Origin of the sequence: Mycobacterium spongiae, assembly GCF_018278905.1 — a bacterium.
Taxonomy (GTDB): Bacteria; Actinomycetota; Actinomycetes; order Mycobacteriales; family Mycobacteriaceae; genus Mycobacterium; species Mycobacterium spongiae.
Genome location: NZ_CP046600.1, coordinates 5,261,020 through 5,277,772, shown reverse-complemented (window position 1 = coordinate 5,277,772; position 16,753 = coordinate 5,261,020). Strand labels below are relative to the sequence as shown.

The window sequence follows — 16,753 nt, the reverse complement described above, 5'->3', positions numbered from 1 at the left end:
CTTAGTAAACCTGGCAATGGCCGACGACGGTATTTAGGAAAAACTGATGGACACTCAACTTATAACCGCAACCAAAGCCCTCAAAAAGGCGCTCAACAAAGTAGAACGACTGAAGCAGCAAAATCACGCTCTTATCTCCCGATCCTCCGAGCCGGTGGCGGTGGTGGGGATGGGCTGCCGATTCTCGGGGGGTATTGATTCGGCGGTGGGTTTGTGGGACGTGGTCAGCGGCGGTGTCGATGTGGTGGGTGAGTTCCCGGAGGATCGGGGTTGGGACTTGGCGGGGTTGTTTGATCCGGATCCGGATGCGGTGGGCAAGACCTACACCCGCCACGGCGCCTTTTTGGCCGATGCTGATGGGTTTGACGCGGAGTTTTTCGGGATTTCGCCGCGCGAGGCCCAGGCCATGGATCCTCAGCAGCGGTTGTTGTTGGAGGTGTGTTGGGAGGCTTTAGAAACCGCCGGCATTGATCCGAGTTCGTTGGCGGGGTCCAGTACTGGGGTGTTCGCCGGTACCTATGCCCAGCTTTACGGGGACATGGGTTCTGACGGCGCAGAGGGATACGCCATGACGGGTAATGCTACGAGTGTGGCGTCCGGGCGTATCGCATATCTGCTGGGGTTGCGGGGCCCGGCCATCACGGTCGATACCGCGTGTTCATCCTCCCTGGTGGCGGCCCATCTGGCATGTCAATCACTGCGAAGTGGGGAATCGAGCCTGGCGCTGGCTGGTGGGGTCACGATCATGACCACCCCCGCGATCTTTGCCGAGTTCGCCCGCCAGCGTGGGCTGGCCCCAGACGGGCGGTGCAAGGCGTTCGCCGCGGCTGCCGATGGCACCGGGTTCGGCGAGGGCGCAGCGGTGTTGGTGTTGGAACGGCTCAGCGATGCCCGGGCCAACAATCATCCGGTGCTCGCGGTCATCGCGGGCTCGGCGGTCAACCAAGACGGTGCCTCCAACGGGTTGACCGCCCCCAATGGGCCCGCTCAACAACAGGTGATCACCCAGGCTCTCGCCAACGCTGGGGTGGGGCTGGATCAAGTTGATGTGGTCGAAGCCCATGGCACCGGCACCACCTTGGGCGATCCGATCGAAGCCGGCACGCTGATCGCCACCTACGGTGCCCACCGCACCCCCGAGAACCCGCTGTGGGTGGGATCGGTCAAATCCAATATCGGCCACACCCAAGCCGCGGCCGGGGTCGCCGGGATGGTCAAAATGATCACCGCTCTCAACCACGACAAGGTGCCGCCCACCTTGCACGTGGACCAACCCAGCCCTCATATTGACTGGTCAGCGGGCAACGTGCGGCTACTCACCGAGGCCGTTGACTGGCCCGTCACCGATCATCCCCGCACCGCGGCGGTGTCCTCGTTCGGGATCAGCGGCACCAACGCGCACCTGATTCTGCAACAAGCTCCCGAGCCGGCTGGTGGCTCGGTCGAGGATGCGCCGGTTGAGGCGCCGGTGTTGCGGGTGTGGCCGGTTTCGGCGCGTAGTGCTGGGGCTTTGTGTGCTCAGGCTGATCGTTTGGGTCGGTATGTGGGTGGTCATCCTGGTCTGGATTTGGGTGATGTGGCGTATAGCTTGGCCACGACTCGTACGCATCATCCGTATCGGGCGGTGGTTGTGGTCCCGGCTGATAGTGCTGATCCTCGTGCTGAGTTGTTGGCGGGGTTGGACGCGTTGCGTGGTGGTCAATCTCATCCGGGGTTGATCCAGCATCATCAGCAGGGGGCGTTGGCGGGTAAGACGGTGTTCGTTTTTCCTGGTCAAGGGGCGCAGTACGCGGGTATGGCCGCGGCGTTGTATGCCGAGCATCCGGTGTTTGCGGCCGCGATTGATGAGTGTGATCAGGCGTTGGGTGTGTATACGGGTTGGTCGGTGCGTGGGGTGATTTGTGGTGATCCGGCGGCTCCGGCGCTGGATCGGGTGGATGTGGTCCAGCCGGTGTTGTTCGCGGTGATGGTGTCGCTGGCTCGAACACTGATCAGTTACGGGGTGAGCGCTGATGCGGTGGTGGGGCATTCCCAGGGTGAGATCGCCGCGGCTTATGTGGCTGGGGTGTTCTCGTTGAGTGAGGCCGCCAAGATCGTGGCGTTGCGTAGTGCGGCGCTTGGGGATCTGTCCGGGGCCGGGGGTATGGCGTCGGTGTTGCTGGGTGTTGATGAGCTGGGTCCGCGGTTGGGGCGTTATGGCGATGAGGTTGAGATCGCTGCGGTTAACGGTCCGACGCAGACCGTGGTTAGTGGCCAGTGCGCGGCGGTGGAGCGCTTCGTTGCTGATTGTGAGGCTGACAACGTCCAGGTGCGGCCGATCGCGGTGGATTACGCCTCGCATTGCTCTCAGGTGGAACCGTTGCGGCAGCGTCTTGTGGAGGATCTGGCGGGGCTGGCCCCGGCGCCGGCGCGTGTCCCGGTGTATTCCACGGTGGGTTCTATGGTGTCGGGTCAGCCGTTGGACACCACGGTGATGACCGCGGATTACTGGTATGCCAACCTGCGTGAGCGGGTCGGGTTTTATGACGTGGTGGCGGGGTTGTTGGCCGCTGGCGATCAGGTGTTTGTGGAGTTGTCGTCGCATCCGGTCCTGACCGCTGCGATCGCTGATGCGTGCAGTGATGGGGGTGGGCGCGGCGCCTCGGTGGTGGTTCCCACGTTGCATCGGGATCGCGGTGATCTGGATGCCTTGAGCACTGCGGTGGGTCGGCTGCATGTTCACGGTCATGTCCTGTCGTGGCCGGTGCTGTATCCAGGGGCCCAGGTAGTGCAGTTACCGACGTATGCGTTTCAGCGTCGTCGGTATTGGCTGACCCCGCGGTTGGGTGGTGATGTCAGCGCGGCCGGGTTGGACCGTGCGCAGCATCCGTTGTTGGGGGCGATTACCGCGTTGGCTGATCAAGATCAGGTTGTGGCCAGTGGTCGGTTGTCGATCGGGTCGCAGGGGTGGTTGGCCGGTCATCGGGTGGGTGGTGCGGTGGTGTTGGCGGGGGCCGCGTTGATCGATGTGGTGTTGCAGGCCGGTGATTATGTGCATTGTCCGGTGATTGATGAGTTGGTTTTGCATGCCCCGCTGGTGCTTACCGACGACGCCCCGACCGATGTGCAGATCGTGGTGGCTGCCGCCGGTGAGGGTGGGCGGCGTTCGTTTACGGTGCATGCCCGCCGTGGTGATCATGACCGTGGTACGGGGTGGGTGCGTCATGCCAGCGGTGTGTTGGGTCCCGATCAGGGTCTTGCGGGTGGCTCTCCGGGCGCGGCGGTGCCTGTTGACGCTGTTGATGTCGACAGTTTCTATCAGCAGTTGGCGACCCATGGTTTGGAATACGGTTCCCTGTTTCGTTCGCTGCGCGGTATTGCTCATGATCCGGCTGATCCTGACCATGTTTACGCCGAAGTGGCGTTGCCGGCGGATACCGATATCACCGGTTATGGTCTTCACCCGGCGTTGCTGGATGCTGCGTTACAGCCCTTAGCGGTCATGCTCGGCGCCGGGACCGACGATGAGTCCGACCGGCCGTCGGCGCGGCTTCCGTTCGCTTTTACCGGGGTGTGTCTTTATGCCAGCGCGGCCACTCGGTTACAGGTGTGGTTGACCCGTACGGGCACCGACACGTTCACGTTGTATGGCGCTGATCCCATGGGCGCGCCGGTGATCAAGATCGACACCATCACTTTGCGGGCTGTGCCGGACACCGTGTCGGCGGGGGTCGCGGCATCGACGTCGGGTGCTGGCCCGTTGGAGCTGGGTTGGGTGGCTGCGCCCGATGGGTTGAGCGCTGATATGTCCGACACGGTGTCGTGGGCGGTGCTCGGTGATGGGTGTGACGGGTTGCTCGCTGGTGTCAGTGACGTGGTGAGTTATCCCGATCTTGATGCGGTGACGTCGTTTCCGGAGTTGATGGTCTGGGGTATCCCTGCCACCGATGCGGCCGCGGCAGATGCGGCAGATGCGGCAGATGCGGTAGATGCTGTGGTGTTGGAGCGGGTCCATGGTGTGACCCAAGACACTTTGGCCAGGTTGCAGGACTGGCTGGCTCGTGCGGAAACCACCAGCACGCATTTGGTGGTGGTCACCCGTCATGCCGTCAGTGTCGGTGTGTATGACCGGGCGCCGGATCTGGCTCATGCGGCGGTGTGGGCGTTGCTGCACGTCGCTCGAAACGAGCATCCGGGCCGCATCACATTGATCGATACCGATACCAGCGCGGCCACTGCGGACCGGGTGACCGCGCTGATCGCCGCGGTGGGGTGTTCTTCGGCCGAACCCCACCTGGCGGTGCGTGATGGTGTGGTTTTCCTTCCGCGGCTATCCCCAGCTCGGGCGTTGACTGCGCCGCCGACACCGGATTGGCAGTTAATGACCACCGGTAAGGGGGACTTGGCCAATCTGGAGTTAACCCCGGTGCAGCCGGCCACCACGTTGGCCTCAGGGCAGATCCGGGTGCAGATCCGCGCTGCCGGATTGAATTTCCATGATGTGGTGGTCGCGTTGGGCGCGATCACCGATGAAGGCCTCGGTGTGGAAGCCGCTGGGGTGGTGATCGACACCGCCGATGATGTGGTGGGTGTTCAGCCCGGGGATGCGGTGATGGGGCTATTCCCCAACAACGCGTTTGCCCCGACCGCTATCACCGATCACCGCATGGTGGTGGCCGTCCCGTCGGGGTGGTCTTATCCGCAGGCGGCGTCGATACCGGTGGCGTTCTTGACCGCCTACACCACCTTGGTCGATATCGCGCAGCTGTGCGCGGGCCAGCGGGTACTCATCCACGCTGGCGCTGGTGGTGTTGGTCAAGCCGCTATCCAACTCGCGAGCCACCTCGGTGCGGAGGTGTTTGCCACCGCGCACCCCAGCAAGCATCACCTGCTGCGACACCTGGGAATCGGTGATGACCACATCGCGTCGTCGCGTGATCTGGACTTCGTTGAGAAGTTTTCCGCGCTCACCGGTGAGCGCGGGATGGATGTGGTGTTAAACAGTCTGCGCGGCGAGTTCGTGGACGCTTCGCTGCAGCTCCTGGGCTCTCAGGGGTGTTTCATCGAGATCGGTAAGACCGACGTCCGCGGGGCCGATGACATCACCGCGGCCCATCCCAACGTCGGCTACCACGTGTATGACCTGGCTACCATCCCGGCCCCACAGCTACATCAAACCTGGCCCGCGCTGGTCGACATGCTCAACCGTGGGGTGCTCACCGCGCTGCCCACCACCAGTTACGGTCTGCTGCGCGCTGCCCACGCTTTCCGGGACATGAGCCAAGGCCGCCACAGCGGCAAGATCGTGTTGCTACCTCCCCCTGTTTTGGACCCGCAGGGCACGGTGTTGATCACCGGGGGCACCGGGACCCTGGGCGCGGTGTTCGCCGAACACCTCGTCACCACCCATGGTGTGCGTCATCTGCTGCTGACCTCACGCCGCGGCGCCAGCGCCCCCCACGCCGACGAGCTTGCCCAGCGCCTCACCGAACTCGGCGCTGACGTCAGGATCGCCGCGTGCGACAGCGCCAACCCCACCGAACTGGCCGCTCTGCTCGAGTCCATCCCCACCGAACATCGATTGACCGCGGTGGTACACACCGCCGCAGTGCTCGATGACGCGGTTGTCACCGAACTGACCCCCACCCAACTCGACACCGTGTTGGCCGCCAAAGCCGATGCCGCATGGCATCTGCACCACCTCACCCAACACCACGACCTGGCCGCGTTTGTGCTGTTCTCCTCCGTCGCGGCCACCCTCGGTGCCCCCGGCCAAGGCAACTACGCCGCCGCCAACGCCGTCCTCGACGCGCTGGCCCACCACCGCCACCACCACCAGCAACCCGCCACCAGCCTGGCCTGGGGTTACTGGCAAACCCCCTCCGGGATGACCGCGCATCTCGACACCCGCGATCAGACCCGTTTTACCCGCATCGGGATGACCCCGATCAGCATCGACCACGGCCTGGCCCTGTTCGATACCGCGCTGAGCTACCAACACCCCAATCTGGTCCCCGCCCCGCTCAACCCCACAGCGCTGGCAGCATTGGCCGAGCGCCACAGCCTGCCCCCGATGCTGTCGGCACTGATCACCAGCCGCCCCCACGCCGCAGCAGCTGACTCACGCGCGTTGACCACGCAGCTGGCCAACCTGACCCCCGAACAACAACGCGCCACCCTGACCAGCCTGGTCATCACCACCACCGCGCAGGTGTTGGCCCACCCCGATCCCCAGGCCCTCGACCCCGACCGGCCGTTTAAAGACCTCGGCATCGACTCCCTCAGCGCCCTCGAACTGCGCAACACGCTCTCGACACAAACCGGGCTGACCCTGCCAGCCACCCTCGCCTTCGACCACCCAACCCCCAACACACTCGCCGACCACCTCACCACCTCGCTCAGCAACAACGATCACCTCGGGTCCGGCGATGGGGCGCGGCAGCCCGGTGGATCGGATGAGGAGGAGTTGTCCGAGCTGGAACAGACGGGTCGACGCGCGCCGGATGCGGGGGCGTGGGTTAGCGAACCGATCGCGATCGTGGGCATGGCGTGTCGTTATCCGGGTGGGCTGAATTCTCCTGCGGAGTTGTGGTCGGCGGTGTCAGCGGGCCGCGACCTCATATCGGAGTTGCCGACAGACCGTGGCTGGGCCACCGATATCGTGTCCGACTCAAATTCCCCCTCAGACAACCGGTTTGGTGAGTGGGCCGGAGGGTTCCTGTCCGATGTGACGGGGTTCGACGCTGACTTCTTCGGAATCGGCTCGGGCGAGGCCGCGGCGATGGATCCCCAGCATCGACTAGCACTCGAGTGTGCGTGGGAAGCGTTTGAGGACGCAGGCATTGATCCATCAACTGTTCGCGGCGACGAGATAGGGGTCTTCATGGGCCTGTCGTCGGTGAGCGGCGGTGTGGGTCTCGGCGCCACCGAAAGCGAAACCCCGGACAGTTCCTTGCCGTCTTTGGTGGCCGGCCACGCGTCGAGTATGGCCACCGGACGACTCTCCTACTTTTTTGGCTTCGAGGGCCCCGCCATCACGGTCGATACGGCGTGTTCCTCGTCGTTGGTCGCGATTCATCAAGCTGGCCAATCACTGCGGGCCGGGGATTGTTCGTTGGCCTTGGCTGGTGGTGTGACAGTGATGGCCACACCACAGTCCTACATCGGATTGCGGCTAGGAATGGTGTCTGCACCCGATGGGCGCTGCAAATCATTCGCGGCCAACGCCGACGGCACCGGGTGGGGTGAAGGCGCCGGCATCCTCCTGCTGGAGCGCCTGCGCGATGCGCAAGACAACGGACATCCGGTGTTGGCCGTGATACCGGGCTCGGCGGTCAATCACGATGGGGGGCAAGGGACATCGACCGGGACCCAGGTGGCTCCCAACGGTAAGGCGCAACAGCGGCTGATCCGGCGGGCGCTGGCCAACGCTGGCCTACAAGCGGCCCAAGTCGATGCGGTGGAGGCGCACGCTACTGGGACTTCGGTGGGCGATCTCATCGAGGTTGAGGCGTTGATGGCGACGTATGGCCAGCAGCGGCCGGCGGATCAGTCGTTGTGGTTGGGGTCGCTGAAATCCAACATCGGCCACACCGTGGCTGCGGCCGGGGTCGGCGGGGTGATCAAGATGGTCGAGGCGATGCGCCATGGATATATCCCGCCAACCCTGCACGCGGCGCAGCCGACGCCGTATGTGGATTGGTCGTCGGGGGGTGTCGACTTGGCGACGACGTTGGTGCCGTGGCCGCGTCACGATGGCGTCCGCAGGGCGGGGGTGTCTGCGTTCGGTAACAGCGGCGTCAACTCGCATGTGATAGTCGAGGAAGCCCCGCAACCGCGTTTGCCGGTGGGTGAGGCTACTGACTCGCCAGCTGCTCATGGTCTGCCTGTCAACGCGTGGGTGCTGACCGCAAAGTCCGCGGAGGCGCTGCCGATGCAGGGTGCCCGGCTAGCGGCCCATCTCGAACAGAATCCGGATTTCGGGTTGACCGATATCGGGTTCTCGTTGGCTAGTTCACGGGCACAATTTGCGCATCGGGCGGTGATCGTTGGGCGCGATCGCGAAGAATTGCTCGACGGGCTGAGATCGTTGGCGGCTGAGGAAGATTCATCCGCGGTGGTGAGCGGAATAGCCCGCGAATCGACGAGGACGGCGGCGCTGTTTGCGGGAGAAAATACGCAATGGATCGGCCTGGGGAAACAACTGTATGCCTGTTTTCCGGTATACGCCGAAACGTTCGACGAAGTGTGCCGCCGCTTCGACGGACAGTTGGACGCGTCGTTGCGCGATGTGGTATTCGCCGAAGCTGGATCGGAGGCGGCCACATTACTGGACCAGGTGGCATATGCTCAACCGGCGTCGTTTGCTGTCGGGGTAGCGCTGTTCGACCTTGCTCGGTCCTGGGGGCTGCGGCCGGACTTTGTGGTGGGTCATGGCGTTGGTGAGCTCACCGCGGCTTACGTGGCGGGATTGTGGTCGTTGGACGATGCCTGCCTTGTCGTTGCCGCGCGCGGACGGGTCATGCAATCCCTGGCCGGTGCTACGGGCATGTTGGCGATCGCGACGGCTGAAAGTGAGATGTATTCGGAGTTTGCTCGGGTTTGCCGGAGCCTGGGTTACCGCGCTACCGATATTCCGGTTGTCTCCGCGTGCACGGGGGAGATTGCAGAGCCGGATCTGTTGAATTCGCCGCAATATTGGATTGACCAAATCAACAACCCGGTCCGATTCATGGAGGCGATGCGCTGGACCCGTCGCCACGGGGGCGTGAACAATTTCTTGGAAATCGGAACTGGCAACTCCGTGACCAGCGTGACGCAAGACGTCGTCACCGCCGATGATCGCGACTCCGACGCGGTGGTTGTCGCACCGCTGCTGCGACCCTCGAGCGACGAGAAGGTGTCGTTTGTCAACGGACTGGCCACCGTGTATGCCCACGGGACCCCGATCGATTGGACCCGCGGATACGCAGGTACAGACGCACGACGCGTGAGCCTGCCCACCTATGCATTCCAGCGCAAGCGGCTATGGCTGGACTCCGCGGCAAGCGGCAGCGGCTGGTCCACCGGATTGGACACCGCCCAACCGCCCACGCCGAAGGTCGGCGTCAGCACGTCGACCGAGCCGCCAAGCACCGACACCGAGCGCGTGCTGGCCGCAACGATCGAAGAAATTCTCGGCGTCGCCCAGCCAGGGCGCGACGACGACTTCGTGGAACTCGGCGGCGACAGTATCTCCGCTATGAAACTGGCCGCCCAGGTCCGGGAGGCGGGTCTGCCGCTGACGCCGCAGCTGATCTTCGAGCACACCACGATCAAACACCTAGGCGTCGCGCTCGACCACGCGATCGACCACGGCGCCAAAACCGGCGAAAACGACGGCGCTGCGGCCGTCGAGGTTGTTGCATCCCAGCCGATGGAGTTATCGGGATTGTCGCCCAGGGAGCTAGCTGCGGTTCCGAATATGTTGGCCCAGCTAGGCGATCACGTTTCCGATATCGACGACGTCATGGCGCTTAGCCCGCTACAGCAGGGGCTCTTCGCGCTCGCAATACTGAGCGAAACGCCGGCAGATGATCCCTATACGGTCGCGGTAGGTATCGACGTATCCGGGCCGTTGGACAGCGAGCTACTGCGCATGTGTGCGTTGGCGGAGCTCGAGCGCCACCCAAATTTGCGGGCGCGTTTCATCGGTCGCGAACTACCGCACCCAGTGCAGGTCGTGATGTCTGATGTGGACCTGGACTGGCGGCATGTCAGCGCCACCCAGGAAACGCTCGCCGGTTTGGAAGCCGACGAACAAGCTCGCGGATTCAACCTCGAACAGGGGCCGCCGATCCGGTTTCTGCTGATCGAATTGTCGGGCGGGCGTTGGCGGTTTCTCATTACCGCGCATCACATCGTCATCGATGGATGGTCGCTTGGCCTGTTGTGCCATGAGCTACTCACCCTGTACAAGAATGGCGGCGACACGACTTCGCTACCGCAGCCGCGGCCGTATCGCAACTACATCGCCTGGCACGCTCAGCGTGACCAACAGCACGGTGAACAACTATGGCGTGAGTACCTGGCCGGCTTGCCAGCACCGACAATACTGGCCGACCAAAATCCACCAGGACCAAGCAACCAACCCCAGCGAGCGCAGCTCAGCATGAACAGCGCTGACACCGCGTGGCTGCTCGACACCGCCCGCAGCCGCGGGATCACGGTCAGCACGTTGACCCAACTCGCCTGGGCGTTGACATTGTCCACGCTCACCGGCTCCCCCGACGTCGTCTTCGGCAGCTCGATCGCTGACCGGCCCGTCGAGCTACAACAAACCGGTATCGAATCGATCGTCGGCCTACTCATCAACGCCATACCGCTGCGGACTCGACTTGACCCCGCCACCACGGTGGGCGATGAATGCGCGCAGATTCAGCGCAGTGGTGGACAAATGCGCGAGCACGGCTACCTCAACCACGCACGATTCCGCGCCTTAGCTGGCTTCGACGAACTGTTCGACACCCTGCTAGTTTTTGAGCCCCCGTTACCTACAGGTCTACTTGGCGACGATCTCACCACGGGCCCGCCAAGCTTCGCGATATCGAGTGCGACGGCCCATACCCACTTCTCTGTGACCATTTGGGTCAGCCTGGCCGATGACAGGTTGACCCTGACTATCCAGACCACCAGAAACCTGCTTGGTGTTGTCAATGCCCAGCACCTGGGGCAGCGCATGCTGGCCATCCTTGAGCAACTCTTGCCGATGTGGAGCCGCCCCCTCCGCGACATCGCCACCCTGGACGAACATGCCTCTGGCGAGTCCGCAACATCAGAACCAATATCAGAACAAGGCCTCCTCGATGCCTTCAGTAACCGCAGTGCGCTGACCACCACCAAGCCAGAGCCGCTGTCGATTCCGGGTTTGTTTGCCGCGCAGGTGGCGCGTGCCCCGGAGGCGGTGGCGGTGACCTTCCAGGGCCGGTCGCTGACGTATCGGGAGCTTGATGACGCCGCGAATCGGTTGGCGCAGCTGTTGGTGACCCGGGGTGCGGGGCCGGGACAGCGTGTGGCGCTGCTGTTTTCCCGGTCGCCGGAGGCGATCGTGGCGATGCTGGCGGTGCTCAAATCGGGGGCGGCGTATCTGCCGATCGACCCGGCGGTTCCGGATGCGCGGATCGAGTTCGTGTTGACCGACGCCGCGCCGATCGCGGCGATCACCACCGCCGGGTTGGCCGACCGGTTGGATGGGCATGATGTGCCGGTTATCGACATCGATGACCCCACGGTGGACAGCCACCCCGGCACCGGGTTGCCGGTGCCGGCCCCCGATGACATCGCGTATCTGATCTACACCTCGGGCACCACCGGTGTGCCCAAGGGAGTGGCGATCGCCCACCGCAATGTGACCCGGTTGTTGGAGGCAACCGACACCGAGCTGGAGCTGACCGGGCAGGTGTGGTCGCAGTGGCATTCGTTGGCCTTCGACGTCTCGGTGTGGGAGATTTTCGGTGCGCTGCTGTATGGCGGCCGGGTGGTGGTGGTGCCCGAGGAGACGAGCCGCTCACCGGAGGACTTCCACGCCCTGCTGGTCGCGGAACAGGTCACGGTGTTGAGCCAAACTCCGTCGGCGTTTTATGCGCTGCAAGCCGTTGATGCTCTCCAGCGCGAGCTGGGACACCAGCTCACGCTGGAGGCGGTAGTGTTCGCCGGCGAGGCGTTGGAACCGCAGCGTCTGCGGACGTGGTTGGACCACCACCCGGGATCACCGCGGTTGATCAACATGTACGGCACCACCGAGACGACGGTGCATGCGTCGTTCCGCGAGATCGTCGAGGCCGATGTGGACAGCACTGCCAGTCCCGTTGGGGTGCCGTTGGACCATCTTGGGTTCTTTGTCTTGGATGGGTGGTTGCGTCCGGTGCCGGTGGGGGTGGTCGGTGAGTTGTATGTGGCCGGCGCCGGGGTGGGGTATGGCTATGTGGGCCGGTCGGGTTTGACCGCGTCGCGGTTTGTGGCGTGCCCGTTCGGAGCGTCGGGCGAACGTATGTATCGCACTGGGGATTTGGTGCGGTGGGACGCTGATGGGCAGTTGCAGTATCTGGGGCGCGCTGATGAGCAGGTCAAGATCCGTGGGTATCGCATTGAGCTGGGTGAAATCCAGGCTGCGCTGGCCGGGTTGGACGGGGTGGCGCAGGCGGCGGTGATCGCCCGCGAGGACCGCCCCGGTGACAAGCGGTTGGTGGGTTATGTGACCGAGTTGGAGACCGGGACGGTGGATGCGGCCCAGGTCCGTGCCGCGCTGGGCGAGCGGTTGCCGGCGTATATGGTGCCTGCGGCGGTGCTGGTGTTGGACGCGTTGCCGTTGACGGTCAACGGCAAACTCGACAAACGGGCCTTGCCGGCACCCGAGTTCGGTGATGCCGATCGGTATCAGGCTCCGGGTACGCCCACCGAGGAGATCTTGGCCGGTATTTTTGCCCAAGTCCTCGGTGTCGACCGGGTGGGGGTCGATGATTCGTTCTTCGATTTGGGTGGGGACTCGCTGTCGGCGATGCGCCTGGTCGCCGCGGTCAACAACAGCCTGGATACCGGGCTTTCAGTGCGCGCGGTATTCGACACCCCCACGGTGGCCCAGTTGGTGTCCCGTCTCGGTGGGGAGGACGGTCGCCGTGAGCCGTTGGTGGCCGGACCAAGGCCCGACGTAGTTCCGTTGTCGCCGACCCAAAACCGATTGTGGTTCCTCGACCAGTTGCACGGGCACTCACCGGTGTACAACCTCGCGGTGGCGTTGCACCTGAGTGGGCGCCTGGATGCCACGGCGTTGGGTGCGGCCTTGACCGATGTGGTAGGCCGCCATGAGAGCCTGCGCACCGTGTTCCCTGCCGTGGATGGCATACCGCGGCAGCAGGTGATAACCGCCGAGCGGGCCGATCTCGGTTGGGACGTTGTTGATGCCGCCGGGTGGTCGGCGGCGCAACTGCAGCAGGCTATCGGGGAAACCGCCGCTCACAGTTTTGACCTGGCGACGGAGATTCCGTTGCGGGCGCGGCTGTTTCGCGTCGGCGCCGAGGAGCATGTGCTGGTGGCGGTGGTGCACCATATCGCTGCCGATGGCTGGTCGGTCACTCCGCTGGTGGCTGACCTGGGGGCGGCGTATGCCAGCCGGTGTGCGGGCCACGCCCCGGGCTGGGCGGATTTGGCGGTGCAGTACATCGACTACACCTTGTGGCAGCGCACCCAGCTCGGTGATCTGGACGACCCCGACAGTGCTATTGCCGCGCAGGTGGCCTACTGGCAAGACGCGCTGGCCGGGATGCCTGAGCACCTGGCGTTGCCCACCGATCGTCCGTATCCGGCGGTGGCCGATCACCGCGGCGCCACGGTGGCCGTGGACTGGCCGGCCGAGGTTCAGGAGGCGGTGCGCGCTGTCGCCGGAGAGTGCAACGCGACCAGTTTCATGGTGATCCAGGCAGCTTTGGCGGTGCTGCTGTGCAAGCTCAGTGCCAGCAGTGAGGTGGCTATCGGATTTCCGATCGCCGGACGCCGTGACCCGGCGCTGGATGAGTTGGTCGGGTTTTTTGTCAACACGTTGGTGTTGCGGGTGCAGGTGGGCGACGATCCCAGTTTCGCTGAGGTGCTGGCTCAGGTGCGGCAGCGCAGCCTGGCCGCCTACGACAATCAGGATGTGCCGTTTGAGGTGCTGGTCGAGCGCGTCAACCCCACCCGGTCGTTGAGTCATCACCCGCTGGTCCAGGTGATGTTGGCCTGGCAGAACCTTCCCGGGCGCGACACCACCGATCCCGCCGGGTTGGCGTTGGGTGATCTGCAGGTCACGCCGCTGTCGGCGGACACCCACACCGCGCAGATGGATCTGTCGTTCTCGCTGTCCGAACGCTTCAGCGAGACCGGTGAGCTGGCGGGGATTTCCGGGGCGCTGGAATTTCGCACCGATGTGTTCGACGCGGCCGGCATGGAGGTGTTGATCGAGCGGTGGCGGCGGGTGCTGGTGGCGATGTGTGCTGATCCGGCGCGGCGGCTCTCGTCGGTGGATGCGCTTGACGCTGGTGAGCATTCCCGGCTGGATAAGTGGAGCAATCGGACGGCGTTGACCGAGTCGACGAACCCGGTGTCGATTCCGGGTTTGTTTGCCGCGCAGGTGGCGCGTGCCCCGGAGGCGGTGGCGGTGACCTTCCAGGGCCGGTCGCTGACGTATCGGGAGCTTGATGACGCCGCGAATCGGTTGGCGCAGCTGTTGGTGACCCGGGGTGCGGGGCCGGGACAGCGTGTGGCGCTGCTGTTTTCCCGGTCGCCGGAGGCGATCGTGGCGATGCTGGCGGTGCTCAAATCGGGGGCGGCGTATCTGCCGATCGACCCGGCGGTTCCGGATGCGCGGATCGAGTTCGTGTTGACCGACGCCGCGCCGATCGCGGCGATCACCACCGCCGGGTTGGCCGACCGGTTGGATGGGCATGATGTGCCGGTTATCGACATCGATGACCCCACGGTGGACAGCCACCCCGGCACCGGGTTGCCGGTGCCGGCCCCCGATGACATCGCGTATCTGATCTACACCTCGGGCACCACCGGTGTGCCCAAGGGAGTGGCGATCGCCCACCGCAATGTGACCCGGTTGTTGGAGGCAACCGACACCGAGCTGGAGCTGACCGGGCAGGTGTGGTCGCAGGCGCATTCGTTGGCCTTCGACTTCTCGGTGTGGGAGATTTTCGGTGCGCTGCTGTATGGCGGCCGGGTGGTGGTGGTGCCCGAGGAGACGAGCCGCTCACCGGAGGACTTCCACGCCCTGCTGGTCGCGGAACAGGTCACGGTGTTGAGCCAAACTCCGTCGGCGTTTTATGCGCTGCAAGCCGTTGATGCTCTCCGGCGCGAGCTGGGACACCAGCTCACGCTGGAGGCGGTGGTGTTCGGCGGTGACGCGTTGGAACCGCAGCGTCTGCGGACGTGGTTGGACCACCACCCGGGATCACCGCGGTTGATCAACATGTACGGCATCACCGAGACGACGGTGCATGCGTCGTTCCGCGAGATCGTCGAGGCCGATGTGGACAGCACTGCCAGTCCCGTTGGGGTGCCGTTGGACCATCTTGGGTTCTTTGTCTTGGATGGGTGGTTGCGTCCGGTGCCGGTGGGGGTGGTCGGTGAGTTGTATGTGGCCGGCGCCGGGGTGGGGTATGGCTATGTGGGCCGGTCGGGTTTGACCGCGTCGCGGTTTGTGGCGTGCCCGTTCGGAGCGTCGGGCGAACGTATGTATCGCACTGGGGATTTGGTGCGGTGGGACGCTGATGGGCAGTTGCAGTATCTGGGGCGCGCTGATGAGCAGGTCAAGATCCGTGGGTATCGCATTGAGCTGGGTGAAATCCAGGCTGCGCTGGCCGGGTTGGACGGGGTGGCGCAGGCGGCGGTGATCGCCCGCGAGGACCGCCCCGGTGACAAGCGGTTGGTGGGTTATGTGACCGAGTTGGAGACCGGGACGGTGGATGCGGCCCAGGTCCGTGCCGCGCTGGGCGAGCGGTTGCCGGCGTATATGGTGCCTGCGGCGGTGCTGGTGTTGGACGCGTTGCCGTTGACGGTCAACGGCAAACTCGACAAACGGGCCTTGCCGGCACCCGAGTTCGGTGATGCCGATCGGTATCAGGCTCCGGGTACGCCCACCGAGGAGATCTTGGCCGGTATTTTTGCCCAAGTCCTCGGTGTCGACCGGGTGGGGGTCGATGATTCGTTCTTCGATTTGGGTGGGGACTCGCTGTCGGCGATGCGCCTGGTCGCCGCGGTCAACACCGCCTTTGGTGCCGAGCTTTCGGTACGGGCAATGTTCGATGCATCATCTGTAAAGAGCTTGAGTGAGCAGTTGGGCGAAGACAGCAGTTCGGGCGAACTAGTTCCCATCGAGACGCTCAAGCAAGGAACCGGCGTCCCGCTATTCTGCATCCATCCGGCTAGTGGGATTAGCTGGCCATATAGGGAGCTGGGCAAATACTTGGACTGCCCGATCATTGGCATCCAACAAGTCTCGGATGGAGAGGAAGTCGAAGATCAATCAATTCGTGGCTTGGCGAAAAGCTATGCGGACAGAATCGAAGCGGCCTATCCAAGCGGGCCATACAACCTACTCGGCTGGTCTTTTGGAGGCCCCGTTGCCCACGAGATCGCCATTGAGCTCGGTCGACGCGGAGGCGTAGTCCAAAACCTGGTGCTGTTGGACGCTTTCCCCACTGACAATGATGGCGCCGCAGGAGTTGAATCTTACACCGAGGCCGAACGTACGAGCGTATTCTTGAAAATCGCCTTACGATTTATCCGACCCGATCTGCCAGAACAGTCCGGTCTCCTTACCCGCCAGCAGGCACTCGAACTAATTCTGCAGCAAGAAGGAGCAGCAGAGTTTCGTCATCTAGTCGAGCAAATTCTGGAGCTCGCTATTGAAAACGTAGATTCTAACTGTTCGTCGATGTTGGAACACGAGCCGAGCGTGTACGACGGCAACGCGGTGATATTTCTGGCTGCTGGAGAGGGCGATGATCACTGTTCATCGCTGGTGCGGAGTTGGCAACCGTATGTCGATGGCGGTCTTACAGTGCACTCGGTTGACTGCCTGCATGGAGAGATGTTGACTCCGGAATCCGTTCGTAGTTATGGCGACGAACTCAAACGGCTATTTGGCGTGCCCACCGCTTCAGCCAGGGACGAGAATCATGGTTCTGCCCAGGGCTCGCCGAGGCCCACCAGACGAACCGCGTGATCGACACCGGCTAACGCTGCGCGTTTGCGCACG

1 protein-coding gene is annotated in these 16,753 nt (G+C 63.9%); it reads left to right on the top strand.

Annotated elements, in window-relative coordinates; translation table 11 throughout:
• Positions 1-46: 46 nt before the first annotated feature.
• Positions 47-16,720 (top strand): non-ribosomal peptide synthetase/type I polyketide synthase, encoded by a 16,674-nt coding sequence (locus tag F6B93_RS23265; RefSeq protein ID WP_246540896.1) that lies wholly within the window; start codon positions 47-49, stop codon positions 16,718-16,720.
• The last annotated feature ends 33 nt before the right edge of the window (positions 16,721-16,753 follow it).

What these genes read in the sequence shown, in the direction of transcription:
- F6B93_RS23265 (WP_246540896.1), top strand. Translation starts at nt 47, where the DNA reads ATGGACACTCAACTTATAACCGCAACCAAAGCCCTCAAAAAGGCGCTC.